General features: G+C 59.9%; 22 protein-coding genes. 4 read left to right on the forward strand and 18 right to left on the reverse strand.

Features of this window, described 5'->3' with window-relative positions:
* Positions 1–1,809: 1,809 nt before the first annotated feature.
* The 18 genes from KJA79_RS09515 to KJA79_RS09600 all read right to left on the reverse strand — a co-directional run bounded on the left by KJA79_RS09515 (position 1,810) and on the right by KJA79_RS09600 (position 19,144).
* Entirely contained in the window at positions 1,810–2,139 is a 330-nt protein-coding gene (locus KJA79_RS09515; RefSeq protein WP_053380500.1) for a helix-turn-helix domain-containing protein, read from the reverse strand.
* 1 nt (position 2,140) lies between these two features.
* On the reverse strand, positions 2,141–3,259 hold the full coding sequence (locus tag KJA79_RS09520) for a tyrosine-type recombinase/integrase (protein WP_083448037.1): 1,119 nt from the start codon (positions 3,257–3,259) through the stop codon (positions 2,141–2,143).
* Positions 3,260–3,417: 158 nt separating this feature from the next.
* Positions 3,418–4,554, reverse strand: a complete 1,137-nt coding sequence (locus tag KJA79_RS09525; RefSeq protein ID WP_213041804.1) for a TraU family protein — start codon at positions 4,552–4,554, stop codon at positions 3,418–3,420.
* A complete protein-coding gene (locus tag KJA79_RS09530) occupies positions 4,551–5,762 on the reverse strand; it encodes a TrbC family F-type conjugative pilus assembly protein (protein WP_213041805.1) in 1,212 nt (403 codons plus the stop codon). Before KJA79_RS09530 ends, KJA79_RS09525 begins: the two co-directional genes overlap by 4 nt.
* 32 nt (positions 5,763–5,794) lie before the next feature.
* Positions 5,795–6,340, reverse strand: a complete 546-nt coding sequence (gene lepB, locus KJA79_RS09535) for a signal peptidase I (protein WP_213041806.1) — start codon at positions 6,338–6,340, stop codon at positions 5,795–5,797.
* Positions 6,303–8,834, reverse strand: a complete 2,532-nt coding sequence (gene traC, locus KJA79_RS09540) for a type IV secretion system protein TraC (RefSeq protein ID WP_213041807.1) — start codon at positions 8,832–8,834, stop codon at positions 6,303–6,305. Before traC ends, lepB begins: the two co-directional genes overlap by 38 nt.
* 48 nt (positions 8,835–8,882) lie before the next feature.
* Positions 8,883–9,587: a type IV conjugative transfer system lipoprotein TraV gene (gene traV / locus KJA79_RS09545; protein WP_213041808.1), complete on the reverse strand. Its 705-nt coding sequence runs from the start codon at positions 9,585–9,587 to the stop codon at positions 8,883–8,885.
* Positions 9,588–9,616: 29 nt separating this feature from the next.
* The gene (locus KJA79_RS09550; RefSeq protein WP_213041809.1) at positions 9,617–10,372 is read right to left on the reverse strand and encodes a DsbC family protein; all 756 of its coding nucleotides are present in this window, start codon (positions 10,370–10,372) and stop codon (positions 9,617–9,619) included.
* A 92-nt stretch (positions 10,373–10,464) separates the two neighbouring features.
* Positions 10,465–11,814: a TraB/VirB10 family protein gene (locus tag KJA79_RS09555; protein ID WP_213041810.1), complete on the reverse strand. Its 1,350-nt coding sequence runs from the start codon at positions 11,812–11,814 to the stop codon at positions 10,465–10,467.
* A gap of 66 nt (positions 11,815–11,880) precedes the next feature.
* Positions 11,881–12,585 carry a TraK domain-containing protein gene (locus KJA79_RS09560; protein ID WP_213041811.1) on the reverse strand — a complete coding sequence of 235 codons (705 nt, stop codon included), beginning with the start codon at positions 12,583–12,585 and terminating at the stop codon, positions 11,881–11,883.
* Positions 12,494–13,099, reverse strand: a complete 606-nt coding sequence (locus KJA79_RS09565) for a TraE/TraK family type IV conjugative transfer system protein (RefSeq protein ID WP_213041812.1) — start codon at positions 13,097–13,099, stop codon at positions 12,494–12,496. The genes KJA79_RS09560 and KJA79_RS09565 overlap by 92 nt, the downstream gene beginning before the upstream one ends.
* Positions 13,100–13,106: 7 nt before the next feature.
* Positions 13,107–13,385 carry a type IV conjugative transfer system protein TraL gene (gene traL / locus KJA79_RS09570; RefSeq protein WP_213041813.1) on the reverse strand — a complete coding sequence of 93 codons (279 nt, stop codon included), beginning with the start codon at positions 13,383–13,385 and terminating at the stop codon, positions 13,107–13,109.
* Positions 13,386–13,497: 112 nt separating this feature from the next.
* Positions 13,498–13,806: a hypothetical protein gene (locus KJA79_RS09575; RefSeq protein ID WP_213041814.1), complete on the reverse strand. Its 309-nt coding sequence runs from the start codon at positions 13,804–13,806 to the stop codon at positions 13,498–13,500.
* A gap of 299 nt (positions 13,807–14,105) precedes the next feature.
* Entirely contained in the window at positions 14,106–14,426 is a 321-nt protein-coding gene (locus KJA79_RS09580; RefSeq protein ID WP_213041815.1) for a hypothetical protein, read from the reverse strand.
* 402 nt (positions 14,427–14,828) lie between these two features.
* Entirely contained in the window at positions 14,829–15,617 is a 789-nt protein-coding gene (locus tag KJA79_RS09585) for a nucleotidyl transferase AbiEii/AbiGii toxin family protein (RefSeq protein WP_053380514.1), read from the reverse strand.
* Positions 15,614–16,420 carry a type IV toxin-antitoxin system AbiEi family antitoxin domain-containing protein gene (locus KJA79_RS09590; protein ID WP_053380515.1) on the reverse strand — a complete coding sequence of 269 codons (807 nt, stop codon included), beginning with the start codon at positions 16,418–16,420 and terminating at the stop codon, positions 15,614–15,616. Before KJA79_RS09590 ends, KJA79_RS09585 begins: the two co-directional genes overlap by 4 nt.
* A gap of 100 nt (positions 16,421–16,520) precedes the next feature.
* Positions 16,521–18,695: an SF1B family DNA helicase RecD2 gene (gene recD2, locus KJA79_RS09595; RefSeq protein ID WP_083448043.1), complete on the reverse strand. Its 2,175-nt coding sequence runs from the start codon at positions 18,693–18,695 to the stop codon at positions 16,521–16,523.
* Positions 18,696–18,841: 146 nt separating this feature from the next.
* Entirely contained in the window at positions 18,842–19,144 is a 303-nt protein-coding gene (locus KJA79_RS09600) for a hypothetical protein (RefSeq protein WP_213041816.1), read from the reverse strand.
* A 368-nt stretch (positions 19,145–19,512) separates the two neighbouring features.
* Here KJA79_RS09600 and KJA79_RS09605 point away from each other — a divergent pair, with 368 nt between their 5' ends.
* From KJA79_RS09605 to vapC, 4 genes are all read left to right on the forward strand, one after another.
* A complete protein-coding gene (locus tag KJA79_RS09605; RefSeq protein ID WP_213041817.1) occupies positions 19,513–20,616 on the forward strand; it encodes a PD-(D/E)XK nuclease family protein in 1,104 nt (367 codons plus the stop codon).
* Between the two features lie 77 nt (positions 20,617–20,693).
* Entirely contained in the window at positions 20,694–21,968 is a 1,275-nt protein-coding gene (locus tag KJA79_RS09610; RefSeq protein WP_213041818.1) for a recombination directionality factor, read from the forward strand.
* A gap of 182 nt (positions 21,969–22,150) precedes the next feature.
* Positions 22,151–22,372, forward strand: a complete 222-nt coding sequence (locus KJA79_RS09615; RefSeq protein WP_213041819.1) for a type II toxin-antitoxin system VapB family antitoxin — start codon at positions 22,151–22,153, stop codon at positions 22,370–22,372.
* A complete protein-coding gene (gene vapC / locus KJA79_RS09620; RefSeq protein WP_213041820.1) occupies positions 22,359–22,772 on the forward strand; it encodes a type II toxin-antitoxin system VapC family toxin in 414 nt (137 codons plus the stop codon). The genes KJA79_RS09615 and vapC overlap by 14 nt, the downstream gene beginning before the upstream one ends.
* Positions 22,773–22,786: the final 14 nt, after the last annotated feature.

Below are 22,786 nucleotides of genomic sequence, written 5' to 3' on the forward strand. Positions count from 1 at the left end.
CTCCACCCCAATGTTGTTAAGGTTCTTCTGCAAGCGGACCACGTTCCGATGACTCCCGTAATGTCGTCCCGGAAACAACCAGTACGTCCCATCGGCTCGACGACCGTTTGGATTTCCACGGCAAGCCACTAATTGCTTGGAGAGCAATCTTGCTATAACGGGTGGCATCACAACTGGTTCCCCTCCAAAGACTATCTTTACGTTCTTCTTCTCGTCGATTTGCACCATAGAATCCAGTAACGTGACGATCCGGCTGACATGTTGGCCAAAAACAAGAACGAATAGGCCGCAGAGGCGAAGTTCGAGTCTCATGGATTCATCGTTGCTTAATCGCTCAATCATTGCCCAGCGCCTGTCCTCGTCAACGAGAACCATTCCGCTCGATTTCAGAAGAGGCACCTCTAGCGGGCGTGAGAACTTGCGGAGCGATGTCCACTGCAAAAAGTCGCGGACGAGATATGGGGTCGTCACCTTACTCTCAGTGAGCCAGCATTCAACATCCTTTTGGGTGCATTGCTGGAGCGTCTTTTCCTGTCTATCTAACCACTCCAAAAACCTGACGGCGATCCGTAACCGCAATTTCATTGAGTGCAAAGCCCAGCGTGTCAGGCGTTGGTGTTGAATTTTCCCACGGAGTCGACGCACTATACGCCATTCAGCAAACATCATAATGAGAAGACGATGCTGGTCGGGCACTTCGGCTCTGAAGACCTCGAGCCAGTGGTCAATGTGGGCGGCCATTCGATTCCTCACTGGCAGTCCACCTGCTTCCACAAGGATTGAGCGCACGAACTCCGCGTGGCCGGGGGACGTATGTTTGTCAAGTGCGGAATGTGAGAGTGCTGTTTGGCCTTGCGCGATGGAGTGGAGCAGAGCCGCGCTTCCTGTTTTCAACCAATTCACCACGGAGATGGGCTTTCGGCTGAGTAAGGTCTCCATTACCCGGTTCAGATGTGGGGTATTTGATGAAGCACCTTGGAGATTCAGTAACTTCGGAAGGGCCACGTGCCGCAGATAACAGTCAACACAATACCCCTTTGCATAGCGCGGTTTTTGCTGCCCGCAGTGCACACAACGGCTTGAATCCTCCCAACCAGCGCACGGCCGGCAAATGATCTGCCGCTTCTCGAATGGGACGGCCATGCCCATATTTCTACATCTTGTACATTCCTTCGGCTTTTGCCTAAATTCTTCGGCACAATGATTACAGACGGGGCCACCTGGCCAATACGCCGTCACAGGTTTCTTTTCACCGCACCACACGCACTGCACGAGTGGACGGCCGGCGCACTCTGCACATAAGGGCGTCGGCCCTAGAAATCCTTGGCACAACTTTCGTTGACCACAGTTCGAACAGATGCGTATGCGTCCGGGTCGCCTTGGCCGCCGGCGCACGTGCAAAGGGTCTTTGCCGTCCCGGATCGCCATATAACAACACATACACAAGGCCCTTCCGTCACGTCGACTCTGGACTGGTCTCTGCTGACCACAGAGCGAACAGGGCTCAGTGTGACGAGGGTAACACGCCCCGCAGATGGGGCTTCCGGCTCTCTTCACCACAACGGGACCGAAGCTCTGACATACTGTGCAGGTAGCCAACTGAGAGGGATGGCATTTCCAACATTGGTGACAAATTGGCTGCCCATTCAAATGCCTTACGACCCTACGGGCATTGCCGCAGGTGCCACAGATTTTCTTTTGGGCCGCACGACACCGGACACACACCCGACGTTGATGAAGGATGCGCTTCAGGAGTCGTTTTTCGTTGCAGATCGGACAGATCCCAACAGGCGCCATGGCTTCCGTCTCTTACTTCGGTCGATGGACACGTGTCTTAATGAGGGACAATCGACCTGATGATTTTGTCTCTCCGGCTGCAGCAAGCTTTTTCCTTTCTTGACGGTCTACCTGTTTGATGGTGATCAGATCATTCGGTGTGCAGGCGAAGATGTCACATAACGCAGCCAGCAGATCCAGTGTGAGACGGAGAGGCGCCTGGGCAACGAGTCGATACACTTGAATGCGAGACAACTGGACTCCCCGTTGCGCCAGCATCGGGACCAGCTCTGTAGTCGAATGAAAATGATGCTGCTCCATCACTTTCTTGAGATTCCATTCAGCGGCCATTTTCTTGGTCACCTTACTCCTCCTTTGGCCGATAGAGGCGTTCAAGCGCCTGTTGCAGTTGGTGGTTTTTGAAATCACTGCTGACATGTGTATAGATGGCTGTTGTCGAGAGAAATGCGTGCCCGAGTTGCTGTTGAATGAACACGGGATCGTACCCATATTCGGCTAGATTGGTGGCGTACGTATGGCGCAGATGATGAAGGGATAATTCGACAGGCAAACCCGCCTCCTCCACGATGTGTTGAAAGCGAGATCCAAAGTCCTTACTCCCAAGGTATTGAACCCGCTCTGTCGGAAATAAGGCAGGATGGGCACCCACATTGAACAGGGTCCTGATGTCTCTGAGATATTGTTCGAGAACCTCCACAATCCAGCTGACCTCCGGCACAGTGAAGACCAACCGCCGTCGTGGCGGCCCCCCGTTCGCGGCCTTCCCAAATCGCACGTGCAGAACACCGAACCGACCAAGATGTTTCATTTTCGGATCAGGATTGCGCCGAAAATCACTGATATCAAGCCTGCACACCTCCGTTCGCCGGAGACCAAAGGCATAGGCGACCTTGACCATCACGGCATCGCGCGCCGCCGCAAGGGAACCTTTTCGGCGCTGGCGAAGCACCTCTGCATGGTGTTGTTCGACATATTCAAACAATCTATCGATCTCGTCGAAGGTAAATGGGCGACGGCTGGGACGGCCCTCGTATTCTGTAGCGTGTGAGACCGTGTTCCATTCATCACAGATTTGAATGATGGAAGATCCAATCTCGCGCTCACAGCGTTCCACCCACCCGTATCTCCGATCGGTGACATACTCCAGAAATAACTGAAGAGTAGTCTGGTATTGGCGAAGAGTTGAGACACTGAGCTTTTGCGAGAGCTCGGCACTGAACTCGACAAGGTCTTCTGGCTTCCACTGCCAGGGAAATGTATCCGTGTACTGTTGAAAGCGCTGGACAAGCCGATGACGCGCTTTAATCGTGGAAGGGTTTAGATGACGACTGTGCTGCTGAAGCCGCCACCCTTCCAGCATCGCGGCATAAAGTTGTTCAGGCGGATCAAGAAATGTAACGTTGGCAGGAAGGACATTCTCCGCGGTTGCGGAAAATGGCCCCATTCGGTCGTTACCTTTCATGTAACGTAGGTTACATGAAACGTAACGACAGCGCAAGCTGGTTTTTTTCGGAAACGATCATGGCATAGGGATGTGAGAATGCCTTGCAGAAAGCCGGTCTTGGCGAAGTTTTCCAGAGGAACGAATGTTACATAAAAGATATTGACCCCCCTTTCTCGCTACAGCAGACAGCAACGCTGCAGCTTCCACAGGAGAAAGACGAAGTCTTCTCCGATCACCGGCACCATCTTGCCCATCCCCCACATCAGCACCGTTCGACCGATCGGCTGGCAACAGGGCGCCGGGACATTGGGGATCGGGTAAAGCAACTGGTATTTGTATTGACTCTTCACAATCAGGCCGGTCGGAAAGTCCGTGCAGATCAACGGCCCGTCCGCTGCCGTATAGAACTCGGTGCCGAAGCGGGCCAGCCGAGCCAGCAGGCGCGACATGGCCAGCGCCGCTGGTTTGAGCTGGCCGCTCGACTCCGACACGTTGCCCGTCGTCGGGTACATCAAGCCGAAACTTCCCGCGCACCAGAACAAGGGATCGATGGGAAAACCAGCTGACGCGGCAAGGGAATCGGCGGCACAGGCCGCGACCGTGAGCGGATTCCCCAACAAGAGGGCTTCCGGGAACAGAATGAGTGCCAGCAGGTCATCGTTCCAGGAGGGGTCGATCTCAGACAGGTACGCCAGATCGATCTCGTCGCCGGCGGCGCTGGGATTGACACAAGCCCAGTCCACCGCGATGCCGACGATGGCCCAGAGGGGAAAGATGTAGAAGTGCGAATGGTAAAAGGTGAAGTCCAGGTCGGGGGAATCCATATTGGTATTGGCCGATCCGCGTCCCTCGAACACGAACTCCGGCCCCAACGTGATCCCGTTGAGAGCCGGGAAGCAGAGCGGCGTGCGGACGATTTCGACCAGTCGGACCGGCTCCCAGATGCCAAGCGGTATGCCCGGGACGCAGAGGTACGGCGTGAGACACACGCAGCCGCAGAGCTGAGGCGGATAGACGGCGGAGATCCCAGGCCCGACGGCGGGACGAGTCGAGTCCTCCCCGACCTCCGTGAGCGTGAACCCGAAGAGACTGATGGGAAACATGCATTCCCAGCAGGTCTTCACCAGGGTATCGGCCAGGATATTCGTGTTCTTCGGACAGACGGCTTCCGCGGAGTCCGGCATCGTTCCGCCCAGGAGAACTGCGAACAGGAGGAGCAGTCCAGCGAGGCTTGCCAGCCTAGAGCGCTGCTGAACTCGCGCACTTTCTTCGGGTTTAGCCGCAGTGGACCGTTCCGCCCGATCCTGTCTCATGGCACGATCTCCTGAACCCGGAATCGATTGCCTTCCTGCGTCACCAGACTCGGGACAGCGACCAGGCCGAACCGCTCATACATCAGCAGATTCGCCCAGTAGACCGGACGGTGCAACAGCCGACCGAGCGGACCGATATGCCCTTCCGTCACGAGCAGTTTCAGCGGACGGTCCTCGTGAGCCAGGAGGTAGTGCTGAACCCATTGCACCTGTTCCTGCGAGTTGCCATTGAAGAAGATGAGCGTGTAGGGGAGCTTCACCTTGTCGAGCGGATTCACGGTCGAGCCCGCCTTGATGTAGAGAGTTCCCGTTTTCGGATCTGTCACATCGTCCGGGAATCGGACCGTAGCATCCACCAGGAAGCTGCGAGGTTGCTGAGTTTCCGGCAAGGGAAGCTGAGGGCCTCGATGGATCTTCCGCGCCGTCGCGTCCTCCGCACGGCGCTTGATCGCGTTCCAATCCGCCCTGGCCACCGCCTCGCTCAGCACTTGTTTCATGTCGCGTTCGGCAATCGACCAGGTCGGAGAGTCCGTGCGGATCCGCTGATGCCCGCTCGGCATCGGGAGGCTCGGTTGCGGTTCACTCGTCGGTCCTCCTTGCAGGAACCCTCGCTGGCGCCGGTCAAACCACTCCGCCAGCGCGCGATAGACTCTCTCTTCGCGCGCCAGGACCTCCAACAGATGGCGAACGGAAGTCGAGCCGATCACCACCGCATCATGGTCCCCTTTCACGATCGCGAGAGCCGGGACTTCCGAGACCCCGAGACGCCCGTAGAGCACCGGGTCGATCGAGACCGCTGCCAGCAACGCCTCATCAGTCCCCATCAACTGCCGGAACCGTTCGCCTGTCGCCTTGAAGGACAATTTGACCGGCCCGTCGCCGGACGAAGGCGCATTGAGCAGACCCCGGATCACGATGCGCGCGCCCAGCAGCTTTGCCTCGGCAAAATATCCTTTCAGCACTTCGTCCGGCATGGACAGGGACAAGAGCAGATAGATCCCATCCCGATTGACTTCGCGAGACTCCCGGCCTTGGGAAGGTTGCAGCACCGTCCGGGAGAAGCGCGCAATCTCTTCCGCCACCTCGCGTGGAGACCGTTCGGGCTCCCGAGCCTGCCTTGAGGATTCCCCCGCACTCGACCAGGACAGGGCTCCGCCGCAGAGCAGCCCCGCGACGACCAGCACCAACAGTCCCTGCCTTCTCATCATGAAACAGACCTCCCCCTCTAAATCACTGCCACCTACCAGATCGGAGTGACCACCCCTCGGAGATCCTCCGCCCTCACATAGCCGTAGTACCGGGAGTCGAAGGATCGCGGATGGGACAGGGCCACGTAATACTGCCCCGGTGGAATCGGACTCTCGAGCTTCGCCAAACGGATCGGTTGCCCGAGTCGATCACGCTCCAGGCCTTCTCCGACCACTGCACCATTGACCAGCACCTGCCTCCCTCGCACTTCCACCCGATCACCCGGCACCCCGACGAGGCGCTTCGTCCAGAGCACCCCGACCCTCGTGTAGGGCCTGGCCAGGCCAGCCGGCTGCACGCGATCGGCAGAGGCCTGCGCCATCACAAACGCCACGAGTTCGCCCCGCTGCGGCTCGCGCCCTTTCTCGATCAGGAAGAGCCGGTAGTCCGGCAGGCTTTCATCCGACCGGAGCGCAAGCTGATACCAAGGACTCGCCACAGCCAGAACGGGCCAGATCACTCCGATCCCGAGGAGGGCGAGCACCAGCTTCGGATGCCGGTCATGCCACTCGTTCACCTGTTGCAGCAGCTCTTTCATGTTCCTGCTCCAGAATGAGGTCGATGGCCCGATCGATCGTCATCTCCGGACCACCCGCCTTCACGATCCGGTCGATCAAGGCCAGCTCTTCTGCCTTGGTGGAGTACATCAACTGCGTGCGCCGATCGACGGTCAGCCGGCCGATTCCCCGGCCGTGATTGGCCGTATAGAAGAAGATTTCCGAATAGCCGGCGCCCCGATGGACGGATCGCAGCAGTTGATACTCGAACTCGCTCAGGATCAGCCGGCCCCGCTGCTTGATGGACTCGATGCTCTCCGGCTTCTGCTTGAGCAGGAAGACGAAGTCCGAATTGGCCAGCAAGGCCGCCCCGGTCTGTCCCATCTTGTCGTAGTAATCGTTGATGCCCTGGGTGATCGTCATGATCGATCCCCCGTACTTCCTGACTCGCCGGACGCCTTTCTCGAAGAACGCCGACACGTTGCCTCCTTGAGACAGGAGATCCCAGGCCTCGTCCATCGCGCAGATCTTCCGCCTGGCCCGATCGCCCTGGTACATGGCCACCTGAATGTTCATGATCATCTGGAGCAGGATCACCGAGCGCAGGTCCGGGAGCGCATCGAGGCCGTCCAGCTCCAGCACATAGAAGTCCCGCTCGAAGTGCATGTTGTTCGGGCCGTTGAAGAGATCGCCGTAGTTGCCCGCGGCCGTATAGGGAAAGAGCTGGGTGCCGAGATCCCGGATCCGCTGATCCTCCCGTTCCTTCCCCATCTTGAGCAGCGCCCCCGCCACATCGGTCGGTGTCGACTCGCTTCCCTTATCAGCGAGCACCTGGATCAAGGCCTGCTCCAGACAGGACAACTCCAGATCGGTCAGCGCCCGCGACGGGGAGAGCATCTGCGCGAAGATCGCCTTGATCATCGCCAACTCGTCCTTGCGGTCCGCTTCCTCCTCCGGCGACTCGGCTTTCCGGTCGTAGCGGCCGATCACCCGCGACAGGGGGTTCAGGCAGAGTTTCCTCGCCTCCCGCGAGAACTGCATGAACTGCCCCTTGAGGTGCTCGCAGAGCTTCATGTAGCTCTTGCCGGCGTCGATGACCCAGGCCTGGCCGCCGGTGGCCAGATAGGACCGGAAGAAGAAATTCGCGAAGAAGCTCTTCCCCGCGCCCGAGTCGGCGGCGATACAGATGTTGAAGTTGCCCTCCGTATTGGCGAACACGTCCAGACTCATCATCTGGCCGGACCGAGACGTGAGCAGCATCACGGGCTGCCCCATGCCCTTCCAGTCACCGACGATGGGCGCCAGGTGGGCCGGGACGTCCGAGTGGACCGTCTTGAGCCGGCGCAGATCATCACGCAGCAGGGGGACGTTCGAGGGGAGCCCCATCGGCAGGCCGAACAGGAACACCCGGAACCCGATGAAATGGTCGTCCTGCAGCAACCAGTCGTGCGTGCGATAGATCGCCTTGATGGCCGAGCTGTGCTTCTCCAACTCTTTGGGATCGTCTGCGTACAGCGCGGCCTGGACGTACAGCCCGATGGTCTGCTTCCCTTCCGCGACGAGCGCCATCATGCGGTTGAAGTGCTGGAGTTTCTTCTCGAAGATGGGAATGAGCTTCAGCATGAAGCCCACCGCCTGGTTCGTCACCACGACGTGCTTCTTCCGGAGCGCGGCGACCGAGTTGACCTGGTCCAGCTTCACCGCATTGAGCGTGAGGAAGAACGGACAGGTGATCTGGTCCATGCCTCGCAGGAGACTGCCGATCAGCTCCCGGTTTTTGGATCCGTGCCACTCCTCGGGAAACTGCTGCACCGTCAGGCTCTTGACGAACTTCCCATCGAGTTCGAACATGCGCGCGTGGAGTTTCGCGTAGGTATCCCGCGCCACGACCTGGTCGCTGATCAACTGCGTCGAGTTGTAGGAGGGCGGGCGTTCCTCCCAGGCATGGCCCGGGCTCAGCAGCGTATGGAGCAGCCAGATGAGCTCCAACGGAGGGACTCTGACCACCGGCAACCCGACGTTGCGCAGCGTCTGCTCCACCCCCTCGAGCTGTTCGACAATGTCCTCGAACTCGATCCCGTTCGGATACTCCTCCTTCAGAGGCATCGTAACCGACACATAGACGTTGAAGTCCCGGGGCCTGATGCCCGACGTCGGGATCAACCGTGTTCCCTGCGACTCCAGGAAAAACTCCCTGGTGCGTGTCGCATCCCGGAGGAACCGGGAGTCCGGATCCCCCCGATGGCTCAATCCCACGTGCGCATCCAGATAGGGCTGGATCACCGGCGAGGCATGGATCATGAGCTGGTAGGTGGTGCCGGTCGGCGCCTGGCTCGATTCGAACAGGTTCGTGAGCTTCTGAATCGTGTCCGGTCCCATGCCCAACAAGGGCGGGCTTTCCCAGACACAGCCGATCCGGCCGTCAGCCAGCCGGTACACCCGGTTGTCCGGATCATAGGCATGGTGCGGCAGCCAGTCACTGATCGACGTCCGCGCGATCATCTTTCTCGCAAAATACTCAAGCAGGGTAGACATGTAGATCTCTCTCCGAATGACAAGCCGATCGTTTCCGGAAACCGGAGATCACGGGAAATTCGGCCCGAAGCCATAGGAATCCACGGGCGAGGCCGGCGTTCCATTCATGGGCGATGGGCCCGGATTGCTCGGAGCCCCTGGCACACCGTTGACTCGCGGCTGCGCCATGGAATGACGGCTCTCGTCCTGAAGGTTGAGATCCTGAGAGGTGCTGGGACCCGACCCTGTCCCTGAGGCAGCGCCGGTCCCCCCGGTCTTGCCGCGACTCGCTCGTTCAACCATCCGTGACGTCTTCGGCAAGAAATCGGCGCCAGGCCGAGCGCCGCGCGGGACGCGACGCATGCCTTGCCGGTGGCCGTAGACAAAATGCGCCTCGCTCAGCACGACGTACAGCTGAGCCGAATCGTGCAGCCGGCCCTTCGAATCCTGATAAGGAGCGATCCAGACTCGCAGGACGTCCGCCGGGACCAGGACCGGCTTGCCCAGATAGGAATCGATCGTCCCCGCCACCGGTGGCGCTGGCGGAAACCCCTCCCTGGGGCCGGTCGGATTGCGACCGTGACTCTCCTGCGTAAGATCCTGGGATGGAGGAGACGGCTCAAACCTCCGATCGAAGTTCTCCGAGACCGACCGGCAACTGGCAGATTCAGGATACCCCTTGCAACTGAATTGCGAGTGATAGCCACAGCCCGACAAGAGGACGAGCCCCATCGCCATCAAGCCGGTCCCAACCTGTCCGCCGATGTGTCGCATTCTCAGCGCTCTTTCTCGACCCGTACTCTTCATTGTCCAAGCGAGAGGCCAGGATTCGGCCGAACCAAGGCCAGGATCTCCTCCGCGGAACGATGCCCGAGCACAAGGGTGCCGTTCGGCAAGAAGATCGACGGAGTGCTCGACACATGCAGGTCGTGACCCAGTTTGAGATTCTCGTCGATCGGATGGGCACAGGGCTGCTCCGGAGATGGGACCGGCTGACCCGCCAGGGCATGATCAAGCATGACGGCCTGGTCCGCCGCGCACCAGATCGCGACGGACTTGCGATAGGCATCCGGGTGCGGACGCACCAGCGGGTAGAGCACCACCGCGACGGGAACACCGGCCTGAACAATCTTCTTCACTTCAGGATGAAATTTGCGGCAGAAGGGACAATCCGGATCATCGAACACCACAATCGGGTGCAGCGCAGGCTCCCTCTGTGCCTCGGCTTGTGGTTTCAACAGAATGACCTTGGAGAGATCCAAGCCCGAGAGCACCTCCTGCTGCTTGCGCCTCAAGTATTCCCTGGTCAAGTTCCGTCCGGAAGCCAGGTCGAACAGGCCACCCGAGAAGACATACCGTCCGCTCTCATGGACGTACAGAATGCTCGCATCCAACTGCGCCCCATCGGTCTCGACCAGGTACCAGCCAGGGATCTCGGTTTGCGAGAGATTCTTGATCTTCACCCCGGGGAACTTCGCCTCGATCGTGGCTCTGACCGACTGTCCCGGAGGTTCCTCGGCGACGACGGGCGTCGAGACGAAGGACATCACGGCCATCATGAGAACGGTCCTGAGACAGAGCCCTGGAAGATGTGTGTTTCGCATGGGCAACCTCCGATAGCGTCCGGTCATCAACTTGCTCCCTTCGGGTATTATTGGATCGGCACCGCGGACGGGTTAAACGAACCGGGTGGGCTGTATACGCTGCTGGATGGAGCAGACGACAAGAAAAACTCCTCAAGCTCCTTCCCGTCCGACACAATGAAGTCCACCTCCCGATCCGCCGAGATCTCGATGATCGGGAAGATCGAGGAGGCCATCACGGCGTAATGGCGTGCCAGCAACGACGCCGCATTCCCCGCTCCGCCCGCCACCCCCGCCATCGCCAACTGGCCCGCCGGCGGAAACGTGAAGGCTTGCGACGGACTGCTGGAGATGACGAAGCCCTGTTGAAACGGCATGAACGCGCGGCTGATGCCCGACACGAAGCCGGCCAGGAGCGAGCGCGCCAACATCGCGCCCTCTTTCATCACCACCGGCCCGCGCATGCCAGCCTTGCCGTCCTCGCCGGCGACGAACCCTTTAATGGTCATATCCACCGCTGTGCCGTTCTGCCGAACGCAGGAGATATTCACCCCGCGAATCTGCACGCGCTCCGACGACAATTCCGCGAGCCCTTCTCCCATTAAGAAGCAGTCGGTGGCATGCACCCGAAAGTCATTAGGCAGCTTCATCAGATCCCGGATCTGCATCAGGATGGGAGACGGACTGTTCCCCATCGCGCCTCCGCCCCCTCCCGTAGCGCCGGCAGTCCGCGCCGGCGCATCCAAACCGGAGAGCAATTTGACGGGCACGATCGTGCCCGTGGGCAGCCAGTACTTCTTGGACTGATTCGTCCGAAGGGACACCGGCTCGACCCGGAAGGTGCGAATGCCATCGGTCGGTGCCACAATGACATCTTTCTTCTCACTGCCGACCTGGCGAGCAGGGATGGGCGCGGAGGCCGTACCTGGAACCCGCGGCGGAGTGCCGGAGCGCTGGTTGAGGGCATCCGGCCCTTGGGCCCAGGTCGGAGGAAGCGGGGGCGGCAGGACCCCGTTTCGTACGGCTGTCTTGTCCGCTCGCCCGTCGCCCGTCGGCTTGGACTCAGGCTTGAGCGGCTCCTTCTCCTTCGCCTCCATGCGCAGGCGAAGCGCATCGATCATCCGCCGCAACTCGTCTTTCTCCTGCGACAACGCCTCGATCCGTTTCCCCGCCTCCGCCCGCCAGATCTCCTGGTCCGTTTTCGCCGCATCCAGCGAGACTGGTTTGGACTGCGCCTGGGCCCGAGCCCCGTGACTGCCGGGTGTCCGGAATTGGTTGAGCCCCACCGTGCCGACGGCGAGCACGACGAGACCGATCAGCCCGATCAGCCATTTCGACGGCGGCGTCTTCGGTTTCCGGTTCGGATCACCGCCCGGATTGAGAATTGGGCTTGTTGATTTCTGCTGCATCGGATTCATGTCGTTATGTTCTTTCGCCTCGGCGCGGACAAGCCTTCCCCAGGAGTACAGCCCGACCGTGCCGCTCTATTTCGCCGCCGGAGACGGAACCAGATCGATCCACAAGACTCGCACCTCCTCGCCCGATTCGATGACGTGGCGATTCAAGGCGATCGCGAGCTCCTTCCCCGTGAAAAACTCCGACTCCCGGAGCGTCTGCGTCCCGGACGTCTTGTTCGCCAGCCGGTATGCCATCACGCGATAGCGTGGACAGCGGGATTCGATCCCCTTGACGACCTCGAGCTCCATCCACCTGGGATACTGCTCCGGGTCGATCGGGGCTGAATGGCAGCCTCGCGGCAAGTCTTCCAACGCCGCTCGCCGTATCAACTCGACGAGCCCATCCACATAATCCGCCGCCATCTTGACGGGATCGTCTTCCCCCGGCGCTCCGTCCGCCCGATCGTCCTCGACCGTGATCCGTTGCGTTGATTCCGCGCTCGCCACCAGTTCGAAGACGTAGGCCTGTCTGCCGGCCATCACCACGAGATCCGCCGGGCTCGTGCGGACCCGAACCATGACATACCGGCCCTGCGCCTTCGCCTCCAGATCCGGTTTGGAGCTGGACACGGAGGTCACCTCTTCGGGCAGCTCGATGACATTGATGTCACGAAGCGACACCGCCGCCCGCAGCGTCCGGCTATCCTCGACGGTCAGTCTCTGATCGGCCTGACTGAATGGCGGACTTGCCAGCGCGAGCGCGATCGCGATGCTGGCTGCTGATCGCCACAATCTCAGGCCTGAAGTCTTTGAATCGCAGTGTGAGATGGTATTCACGCTCCTCCTCCGCTACCAGAATCGACCCCGAAAACCGGCGTTCCAACCCGCTGATGATCACGTCATCTCCGACGATCTCCGTCGCGTCCGGGAAAAACACCCGATTGAGGTTATTCCCGACGATGTAGATCCGCTCGGCCCCCAACCCTTCCGACATCATCCCGTACTGCTCCGGCGCCACGTAGCGCAGCACGACCGTGTGGCCGAACTCGACGGATCTCGGCGTGACATTCGTGACGAACGGCAGCAAGGTCAGGGCGATCTGCCGCCGGTACTCATCCGAGACATTCCCATCCGAGGTCACCAGGTATTCTTGGGAGACCGACGCGGGAACCACGTGGAGAATCTCCACCCGGCGATACAGGCCGTTCGCCATCAAGGCCAGCACCAATCCGATGTTGGCCAGGAGCAGAACGAACGCGATGGCCCGCGTGCTGTAGAGATCCTTCACATAGCGTCCGATATGCATGCGCTCCTCACTCGATCAACTCCCGAACCGTTCCATCCGGCCCCAACGGCAGGTCGAATCCCGGGATCCCGTACCAATACGCGAAGTGGAAGATGAATCCGTCGCTCTTCCCGCTCTTCAGCGTTGAAATCATGAACGTGCACAGGAGGCCGACGACGAGCAGAGAGGTCAGCTGCCGCGTGAGGATGCCGATGAAGCCGCACAGAATCAGCACGATCAGTTCGTCCAACTCCCACCAGGCGATCTGTGGCGGACTGTCCAGATATCTCGGGATGAAGACCTGCATCGTGACCCTCCGTACCGGCACCCACCCGCTGACCCGTGGACCCGGATCTGTCGCCGTGAACCAGACCGGGATGGAGTCGTCTGTGCAACCCCATCCCGATCGAGCCTGAGCCTTACATCAGTCCCGTGGTAATAGTCGGGATCACCGTTGGCAAATAAAAGGACCCGGCTGCGACGCCGAATCCGGTGAACATGTAGCCCCACCGGCCGGCCATCGCAGAACCCAGCCCGATCGCCCCGGCAATCAGGCCCAGCAAGGTGCCGAGCGAACCCTGCATCCAGCCCGTCAACAGGGTGTTCAGCGGACCGAACGTCGCATCCGCGCCCGCGAACGCCGGAACCGCCATGATCACCATGCTGGCGAAGAGCACCATCGCTATCACGCCCAGAACCGCTGTCATCTTCTTCATGAGGTTACGCATGTGGAACCCTCCAGGTTCTATCCTTGGATCATTCAGAGCTCATACAACTGATCGTGCAGCCATGCCGAACAAAGTCAGACAACAGACCGTCTTAGTTCCTCACTGGGTCACCTCTCTTTTCTGCATCGCCGTCGCTGGCCTAGCCGTTTCATACGGATCGTCGGATCAGCCTGGGAGGTACGGCAGTGCACTGCCTGGCCGATTGGCCTCATTCCCCTTGATCGTTCCGTCGCCCCACGCTTGGTCCAGACTCGAACCGCACCGTCCCATGATGGATTTCTGCTCTTGCTCCATGATCATCACTGAGTGAGTTCGCGCTGCTGATCGCTGTGGCCGGACTGCCGGACGGTTGTTTTCGGCAAGACCACGGGCAGTGACCGGACCGTCTTCAACAGCGACGACAGTGCTTCTGGAGCCGGATCGAGGATGCGAGCCGATGGGAGAGGCGAGAGCAGATCCGCCTCCGGACAGGTCATCGGCGTCCCAAGCACATACTGAACAGTCTCTGGCACCGTCACGACTCCGCCAGGAAGCTGGTACTTCCGTTCACACAGCTTCACGACCGCTCCCGCGTGGACGGCGACCGAGGACCAGGCAATCATGCCGGCCACGAGACTCATCCTTCTCCACCGCATCGCCAACTCCCTCTGCGCCGGCAGAATCTCCTAGCTGCGTCACTCCAGACGGAACGACGCTCCGCCCTGACAATTCCACGGAGAGTATTACCGGCTGATTGTGATACGAAGGGAAGTGCCGAAGGCTCTACTGCAGAGACAGTGATTGGTGAGAGACGGACGAAGAGAGCGATGGAGAATGATGCTGAAATAACCGGCTATGGCGAACGGAGGCGTGATCTCGTTCCAGTGCCGTATAAAAGGCCTGAGGACTGCCGGTGTAGACCAGATGCCTCCGTTCGCCCCCCGGGGAACAACACTTCGCGGGACCGCGAACGATCCCGCGAGTCAATCATGACAGAAATGATGTCACAGCACGGACCGGCGCGAGCCGACACCCTTGAACCTTCACAGATGGGCAACGAGCCGATCGCTCACAAGTTTCGCTGCGGCGCGAGCGTCGTACTCGACAATGGGCGCTAGTAAGGGGCGGAGATCTTCGTTGAAGGTCCGGGAGGCAACTTTCGCCGCCAGGTTCTCTTCGAAGTCTGTCACCCTGATCTTTGCCCCCGCTGCCTTCATGTAACGATGAAATGCCTCAATGATGCGCTCGGGGTCGACACCCTCCATGCGCAGTCCGATCCACAGATCGAAGAGATCACGTCCTTTACGGCGCTGGTAGAGTGCCCGCAGCTTGGTGGCGAGCAGCTCTTCAAGCGTATACGTATTCACCGCGGCCTCGCCCTCGAACCACCGAGAACGGACGGCGAATACCCGTGACTTGAAGCCAAACACATCAAAGTGCTCCCGGCTGTTGATCTCGATCTTGAGCCGCAGTGGAACAACCGGCGGAACCTCGGACACCATGCGATAGCGAAGCGTCACATTGTCAGGGTTGTTTTGTCGACGCGGTGTCCCGAGTATTGGATCGAGCCGCGCTCGGAGTTTATCGAGAAGAGGTCCGATTGGGCCCGCCTTGCGCTGAACCAAATCGATATCCTCCGAATATCTGACGGGTCTGGCCACGTACAGTTTGTGCAGAGCAGTCCCACCTCGGAGAATGAGATGATCCGAGATTTCCAAGTCACGAAAGATCTCGACCAGAGCGCGGCAGAGTATCAGATCCTGCTCAACCTGAGCGTCTTGGGGCCAGGGCGCCACGTTTCGCCACTGAGTGATGAAGGCCTGCGGAATCATCCTTCAGGCTCCAACTTGGCATTGACCAGGAGACGCCACTTCCGGCTCTCAGGCCCATCTCCGACCGGTGAGGCCGGATCCAGCGGTCTCAAAGGGGGATCTTTCTTGTCAACCCAATCGGCTAGGCCGCGCGTCAACTTCCTGCGGCTCAGCCGATCAAGCAGATATCCCAACCGTTGCGCAACGAGGATCTCTTCATGTCTCTTCACTATCGCTGTGAGTTTGGCCGCATCCAGACGCTCGGCCAGTTCAGCCAGCACGGTGATCACGTGTTCCAGCCCTCCGGCCGGTCTAGGATAGCGAACAAGGTCCCAGGCCGTTGTCTCAGCTGAGGAGGCCTTCTGGAAGCCGGTCGGGGTCTTGACCTCGACCGTGACTGAACGGTCGAACGGTCCCTTTCCGAAGAAGCGGATGTGCACGTTGCCAACCCGAATTGGTCGTACAGCTCGCGTCGGCACCATGACCTGGAATTCCTGCGGTCTATGGTGTGCCGCACCATGACTCTGAGCCGCGGAGAGCAGCCCCACGTAGTACGGTTTCCCCATATTCTTCATGAGCTCATCGATAAACCACTCCGGAGGCAGAGTGCCGACGGACCGGTGCTGCGGGTCCACGATGACGTAGAACCCGGACCGGGGCATCACCAGACGGCCGGCCTTGACCAGCCGATGCAAAGCCATGTATACGGCTCCCGGTGTTGCCCCGAGCTGCTGTTTCGCCTCCGCTCGCGTGAACGTATAGCGTCCTGTTGCCAGGAGGTTGTCGACAAATTGGCCAGCTGAGATGGTGGGTCTTGCATTCATATCGGTTGCACAATCTAACGAATCTCGTAATATTCCGCAACCTGTTTATTGGTCATGTTCAGGCTGATTATCGCTGCATGCCTTCTGGATACCGCGCACTCTATGCGAGGAACACAGTCTGATGAGAGAAGGGCTCAAGCACAGCTAGGGGAGAATCGCGAAATAACCGGCTATGGCGAACGGACGCGTGATCCCGTTTCAATGCCGTGTAAAAGGCCTGAGGACTTCCGATGTAGACCAGATGCTTCTGCGCCCGGGTCACCGCGGTATACAACACTTCTCGTGTCAGCATCGGGTAGTGGCTCGAGTGCATCACCACAACCGTGCAGGAAAATTCCGATCCCTGGGCCTTATGCACAGTCATGCAATAGGCCAGGGCTAGCTCGTCCCACTCCGTTTCGGCATAAGAAATCTGGCGATCCGGATAAGCGACCTGGAGCACGCGCTCCGTTTCTGACACCTCTGTGATCGACCCAATCTCACCGTTGAACACCTGCTTCTTGTAGTCGTTGTCCAAATGGATCACTCGATCTCCGACGCGAAAGGGAAAGCCATCGACCGAGGTCCCGGGATTCATGACGTCCTGCAGCACTCGATTCAGCTCCACCGTCCCCAACGGCCCCCTTTTCATCGGCGCCAGGACCTGAATCTCCTGTGGTCGAAACGGCAGCCTCGGCAGGACATCGCGCAGCGCCGCGAGCACTTCTTCCGGCTCGTTCCGCAGGTGAAACTCGCATTCGCCCAGCGAGCCTGAGCGCAGAGACGGCACGGCCCCGAAGTGGATGTCGTGAGCCAGACGAACAATCTGCGACCCGGCCGTCTGGCGCTGGATCTCGACGAGCTCCGTGACCGGACAGATGTTGGCCGCGATGACATCGCGGAGAACCTGTCCCGCTCCCACCGCAGGCAGTTGATGGATGTCGCCGACGAACACCAGCCTGGTCCGCGCCGGATCCAGCGCATTGACCATCGCGGCCGCCATTTCAAGATCCATCATCGGCGCTTCATCCACCACCAGCAAATCGATCCGCAGCGGCCGTCGCCGATTGAACCGACAGCCGTCCCGGGGGTGCCATTCCAGCAACCGATGGATGGTCATGCCGTCCAGGCCGGTTCCCTCCCCCGCCCGCTTCGCCGCTTTCCCGGTTGGAGCCGCGAGCGCCACCTTCAATCCCAGGCGCACCGCCTGGCGCAACAGATATCCGACGGCCATCGTCTTTCCCGTTCCAGGCAATCCTGCAATCACCGACAGACCATGATCCAGTGCGCGCGCGACCGCCTCTTGTTGCACTGGGGTCAGCGCCAGGCGTTCCACGGCCCCCAACTCAATCCGGGAGGGGAGAAAGGTCTGCCTGGCCAGGTCCCGCAACCCTGCCTCAAGCGCTCGCTCCGCGTGATAGAGCCGAGGCAGGTACAGCGTGCGCTCCCACTCCTGCAGTGCCCCACGCTCGCTCTCCCTCGCCACCGCGGCCTCCAACTCGGTCACCTCTACCTCGAGCACCTGTTGCGCCTCTTTCGTCAGGACCTCGCGCGGCAGACAGCTGTGGCCTCTTCCTGCTTCCCGCTCCAGGACATAGTGCAGCCCGGCGACCAGCCGATGAGGATCGTTCACTGCCATGCCTCGTTCCCTGGCGATGCTGTCGGCCCGCTGAAACCCGACCCCGTGGAGCTCCGCCAAGCAGTAAACATTCGTCCGGATCTGCAGAGCCGCCTCGGGTCCGAACTGCCGGAGGGCCTTGTGCGCCAGACTCACGCTCAAGCCCAAGCTCAACAACTCGGTCAGCGCCGCCGCCCGTCCTTTCTGAATCTGCCAGGACTTGACGATGTGCGCGATCGTGGACTCGCCAATCCCCTGAATCTCGATGAGCTGTTCGGGGTGCAGATCCAACACTGTTAGCGCATCTCTCCCGAAGCGGTCGACGATCCGCTGCGCGAGAACCGGCCCGATGCCAGAGAGCACTCCCGACGCGAGATAGGCCTTGATGCCTTCCGCCGTATGAGGACGCGCGCAGCTCACCGCTGCCACGCGGAACTGTTCTCCCCGGGTGCCATACTCCCAGCGACCCACCAGCAGCAGGCGCTGAGACTGCACCGGCTCCGTCCGCAACTGGCCCACCACTTTGAAGACCCGATGCCCATCGAGCGCGGACGAAACCTTTGCAGCCTCGCGTACGGATAACACGGTAAATCCCGTCTCAGCCTTTCGGTAAAGAGCCCGCAAGACTTCCACCTCGATACAGACATCCGAGCCTGAAGCTACTCGCTCCTGATCCACTGATGCTCCCTATGTACCTGGCTTGTCTCAAACACAGAAACGACCAATCGCGTTCTCCAACCACAAACCGGGTGTGTCACTGATTCAATCCTGACGCGATTCGATCGGCCACATCCAGACGCTGCCATCGCTCCGACCACTAGAGCTCACGGACTTCCATGCCGGAACCGCTCGCCTTGATTCAATTGCCACTCCAGCCAACAGGCCAGAGCTCGATCAACCCCTGATCTCATCAAGAACGGATGGCGAGACATGCGAGCGAGCACGTACTGGAACCACACAGGCGCCCGATGCTTCGGCAGTACTGCCAGCAACGCACTCATCCCGAAGAGCCATGTGATTCGCAGTGTCACCAGCGGGTGCTGATCCATGACCTCCAAGTCATCCAGCAGGAGTTCTTCGAGGCACTCCCGACGACCAGCTACGGTCGGTTCCGGTGGAACGCGCATCTCCTTCACCTTCCTCGCCTCCTCGTGGAGCGGGTCATTCTGTTGCCCCTGTCACGCGTTGTCTTCCGGGATACTCTTTCCAGAGGTCCGTCGCAAATGTTCCGCCCTGCCGTTCAAGACCCGCCGGACGGAACGGTACAGTCCAAACCAGCGAAAGGGCGCCCCGCACCCCACCCCCGGACCCGCTTCTGTTTTCCATTGTGAATATAGAGACCACCGCGCCTCTATTTTCACTCTGGCACATCGAGTTCGTGTTGTTTGCCCTCCTCGACCACGCCCCTCCCCTCATTCTGGCGGCCACGACCGGATAGACCCGCAGCGGTTCTTCTTCTCGGTATTTCCGAATATGAGCCCTCGACAGGTGGTCTATGCTCGCCGAACTGATCCATCCCCTCGCCGCCATGGGAGCACAGGACTGGCCGTATCGGCCCCGTCCCTCCAGCGCCGGTCCCAACCAATGTGTGCGGAAACTGGTCTACCACGCGCGCGAGTTCCCGCGAAGACAGGCCCACGGCCGGTTCCTGGTCGTGCTGGACGACAGTTCCTGGCACGAAGAGCTCACGCTGAATTGGATTGAGCAATCGGCGTTTCAGCTGCGGGATCGCCAGACGGAGGTCGTCTGCGGGGAAACTGTCTTCGCAGGGGAGTCGTACACGATCCTGGGCCACATCGACGGGATCGTCACTGATCTGCTCGGCATCGACCGACTGCTTGAACACAAGGCCATCGAACACTTCACCTTCCAACGGTACGCGGAGGGCGACTACCCCCTCGATTACTTCGCGCAGGTCTGCCTCTATTTACGCGGCATCACCCAACTCAACCCGGACATCGACGAAGCCCTGCTCCTCATCAAAAACAAGAATCAGAGCGCCTACCTCGAATATCGACTGCACTACGACGTGCCCAACGACCGACTCACCGTGTGCGAGATCGTGCATTCGAACGGAGAACGGTCTTTCCCGAAACAGGACGTCATCGGTCTGTACCAGCAAGCGCTTGCCCGATTCGCGCAGATCGAACAGCATCGGGCTGACCAGACCTTGCCGGACCGACCCTACGAAGACGACTCCAATTACCATTGCCAGTACTGCCCTTACTCACGCCTGTGTTGGGAAGGCCACGTGGCTCCGGTCCTCACGAATACGGTACCTCTCTCACCCGACATGGCGGCACTGGCTGCGGAGTACCTTGATCTCGACGCCAGGATCAAACCCCTCAACAAACGATTCGACCAGGTGAAGAAGCTGCTGAAAGCCGGCCTCAAGACGCAGCAAGCCAGCGAAGCAGAGGGGCACGGGTTCATCGTCCGCATCACCCAATCCACGCAGACCCGCCATGACGTGAAGCTGTTACCGTCTTATGTCCAGGAGCTGGCTGAGACTTCCCTGCCCATCGAAAAACTGTCGGTTAGCAGGGTCGCCCAGGAAAGCCGGACTCTTCAGGCTGATCCCGACCCTCGGGTCGCCTGATCCAGGCAGGGCCGCCGAACGCCCGCCAACATCACCTAATCGCTCGTCCCAAGTCCATCACAAGGAGGCACATCGCCATGACCACGACCTTCGTTCCGTTCACGCGCATCAACGGCCTCTCCAACCGCCGTCGCTACCCGATCATCGGCAAGATTCGCCTGGGCATCCGAGCGCTCGGCAAGAGCGGCAGCTATCCCGTCGAAACCCCCTACTTCGTTGTGCCCAAGGAGGTCCAAGAACTCTATGGGGAGAAACCCACCGAGCTGGACGTCATGTTTCCTTCCAACAATCCGGAGCTGATTTTTCCCCAATCCCTCCGATGGTACGGGAACTCCCATGGGCTGAAATGCATCGGGAACAAGAAACAGGCCCAGCGCCTCGACGAACGCACCTTCCGATTCGAGCCACGCGAATGCCCCTGCGAACTGCTCGAGAAAGGCGAGTGTTCGGAGCGCGCGCAGCTGCTCGTCATGCTGCCCAGGATCAGCATGGCCGGTCTGTATCAGATCGACCTCGGCAGCTCGAACAGCATGATCGACATCAACTCCTACTTCGACTGGATGAATACCCACATCGGACGGTTTGCGATGATCCAGCTCAAACTCCGCCGGGTCCCCAGACACATGGTCCACAAGGGCCAGCCCCGCATCCATTACCCGCTCGCCCTCCGCTTCGACGGGTCCGCCGCCGACATCGAAGAGTTGAAAAAGCTCAACGCGGAGATCCTCAGCAAGCTGGGTTCCATCGAAGTCCAGGAACCAGAGGACACGAATCCGGCCATCGACCCGCAGGCCACCACAGTCCTCGAACACGACCTCCCGAAGGCGTTGTCCCTGAACGGACCCGGCTCTGAGCAGGCCGAGAGCGCCACATCTGAGCCGCCGGCCACCTCCGATCCGACACGACCCGTGGAACAGGCTGATCAATCCCCCTCTGCCGCTCCCGACACGCCGGCAGCGCCACAGATGACCGAGCCCCAGAAACGGCGCATTCTGCGAAAAGCCAAGGAAGCGGGATTGGCCGAGGACCTCATTCTCGCCAAGATCCACCATCTGACAAAGAAAGAGGCGTCGGCACTGATTTCCCGACTCGACCGGCAGGACCATTCGTTCTTCGACGCCGCTGCTCCGGCCACGGCGCCGGCACTTTCGGGTCCGCGGTCTGAGGTATTGGAACCCCGCGCGAACGCAACGCTAAAGGCCAACGAGCGCCTGACCCCGTTGACCCGCGTCCAATTCAAGACGAGCGGCGACGCGACCGCATTCGATCAAGCAGCAGACGGTGAAGCCCCAGTGGCCGATGGCGGAGGCGTCCCCCCTTTCCTTCCCACTACGGAAGGAGTTGAATTCTAAGAGGACCGTGTCTCGACCAAACTCGTGGACACTGAGTGCATGAACGCAGCTGAGGTCGCGGCAATCGTTGCCAGCCCCATCATCTTCACGTCATTCTATATATATGGACATCGTTTTGACGCCCATATTGTTTTCCAGTATGATATAGCCATAAATCTGAAATCATAGGGGCAGAGGATGACATGAAGACCACTATCGAGATCGATCAGCATCTCCTGCGACAGGCTCAGAAGGCGCTTGGCACGGACACCATCAAAGGGACCGTCGAAGCCAGTCTACGAACGGTCATCCGCCAGGGTCAGTTACAGAAACTCGCGGATGCGCTCGGGACGATTCCCCTCGACCTGACGCCCGAGCAGCTTCGACAGCAACGCCGCAAACGGACCCCGCATGTATCTCGTTGACACGTCCGTGTGGATCCATGCCCTGCGTCCAGCCGGTCATCCCGAAGTCCGTGCACGACTCAAGCCGTTGATCCTCAGCGGGGACACCGCGCTCACCGAGTGGATTCTGCTCGAACTGATGACGGGCCTCACGAAGTCCGAACATCCGGACACCTTGCTGCAGTGGTTTGCTCCAGTCATACGCCTTCCGTTCGAGGTGGCCTGGTGGGAAAAAGCCTGGCAGAATGCGGGGCGGCTAAGAAAACACGGAGTGTCGCCCACGGCTGCGGATTGTCTCATCGCCACGGTCGCGCTGGAGCACCGCGTCACCTTGATCCATTGCGACGCCGATTTCGAAGCCATGCATCCGGCGCTTCAGTTGCAGACCCTCGATTGGACGCAGTACCTCGCGAGGTCCTAAACACAAGTTCTGAT

Origin of the sequence: Nitrospira defluvii, from assembly GCF_905220995.1 — a bacterium.
GTDB lineage: Bacteria > Nitrospirota > Nitrospiria > Nitrospirales > Nitrospiraceae > Nitrospira_A > Nitrospira_A defluvii_C.

Coding starts and splice junctions, on each gene's coding strand:
- KJA79_RS09605 (WP_213041817.1), top strand. CDS start 19,513: ATGCTCGCCGAACTGATCCATCCCCTCGCCGCCATGGGAGCACAGGAC.
- KJA79_RS09580 (WP_213041815.1), bottom strand. CDS start 14,426: ATGAGTCTCGTGGCCGGCATGATTGCCTGGTCCTCGGTCGCCGTCCAC.
- traC (WP_213041807.1), bottom strand. CDS start 8,834: ATGTCTACCCTGCTTGAGTATTTTGCGAGAAAGATGATCGCGCGGACG.
- traV (WP_213041808.1), bottom strand. CDS start 9,587: ATGCGACACATCGGCGGACAGGTTGGGACCGGCTTGATGGCGATGGGG.
- KJA79_RS09565 (WP_213041812.1), bottom strand. CDS start 13,099: ATGCATATCGGACGCTATGTGAAGGATCTCTACAGCACGCGGGCCATC.
- KJA79_RS09610 (WP_213041818.1), top strand. CDS start 20,694: ATGACCACGACCTTCGTTCCGTTCACGCGCATCAACGGCCTCTCCAAC.
- KJA79_RS09585 (WP_053380514.1), bottom strand. CDS start 15,617: ATGATTCCGCAGGCCTTCATCACTCAGTGGCGAAACGTGGCGCCCTGG.
- traL (WP_213041813.1), bottom strand. CDS start 13,385: ATGCAGGTCTTCATCCCGAGATATCTGGACAGTCCGCCACAGATCGCC.
- KJA79_RS09590 (WP_053380515.1), bottom strand. CDS start 16,420: ATGAATGCAAGACCCACCATCTCAGCTGGCCAATTTGTCGACAACCTC.
- vapC (WP_213041820.1), top strand. CDS start 22,359: ATGTATCTCGTTGACACGTCCGTGTGGATCCATGCCCTGCGTCCAGCC.
- KJA79_RS09550 (WP_213041809.1), bottom strand. CDS start 10,372: ATGATGGCCGTGATGTCCTTCGTCTCGACGCCCGTCGTCGCCGAGGAA.
- KJA79_RS09615 (WP_213041819.1), top strand. CDS start 22,151: ATGAAGACCACTATCGAGATCGATCAGCATCTCCTGCGACAGGCTCAG.
- KJA79_RS09520 (WP_083448037.1), bottom strand. CDS start 3,259: ATGAAAGGTAACGACCGAATGGGGCCATTTTCCGCAACCGCGGAGAAT.
- KJA79_RS09530 (WP_213041805.1), bottom strand. CDS start 5,762: ATGATGAGAAGGCAGGGACTGTTGGTGCTGGTCGTCGCGGGGCTGCTC.
- KJA79_RS09555 (WP_213041810.1), bottom strand. CDS start 11,814: ATGAATCCGATGCAGCAGAAATCAACAAGCCCAATTCTCAATCCGGGC.
- KJA79_RS09575 (WP_213041814.1), bottom strand. CDS start 13,806: ATGCGTAACCTCATGAAGAAGATGACAGCGGTTCTGGGCGTGATAGCG.
- KJA79_RS09525 (WP_213041804.1), bottom strand. CDS start 4,554: ATGAGACAGGATCGGGCGGAACGGTCCACTGCGGCTAAACCCGAAGAA.
- lepB (WP_213041806.1), bottom strand. CDS start 6,340: ATGAAAGAGCTGCTGCAACAGGTGAACGAGTGGCATGACCGGCATCCG.
- KJA79_RS09600 (WP_213041816.1), bottom strand. CDS start 19,144: ATGCGCGTTCCACCGGAACCGACCGTAGCTGGTCGTCGGGAGTGCCTC.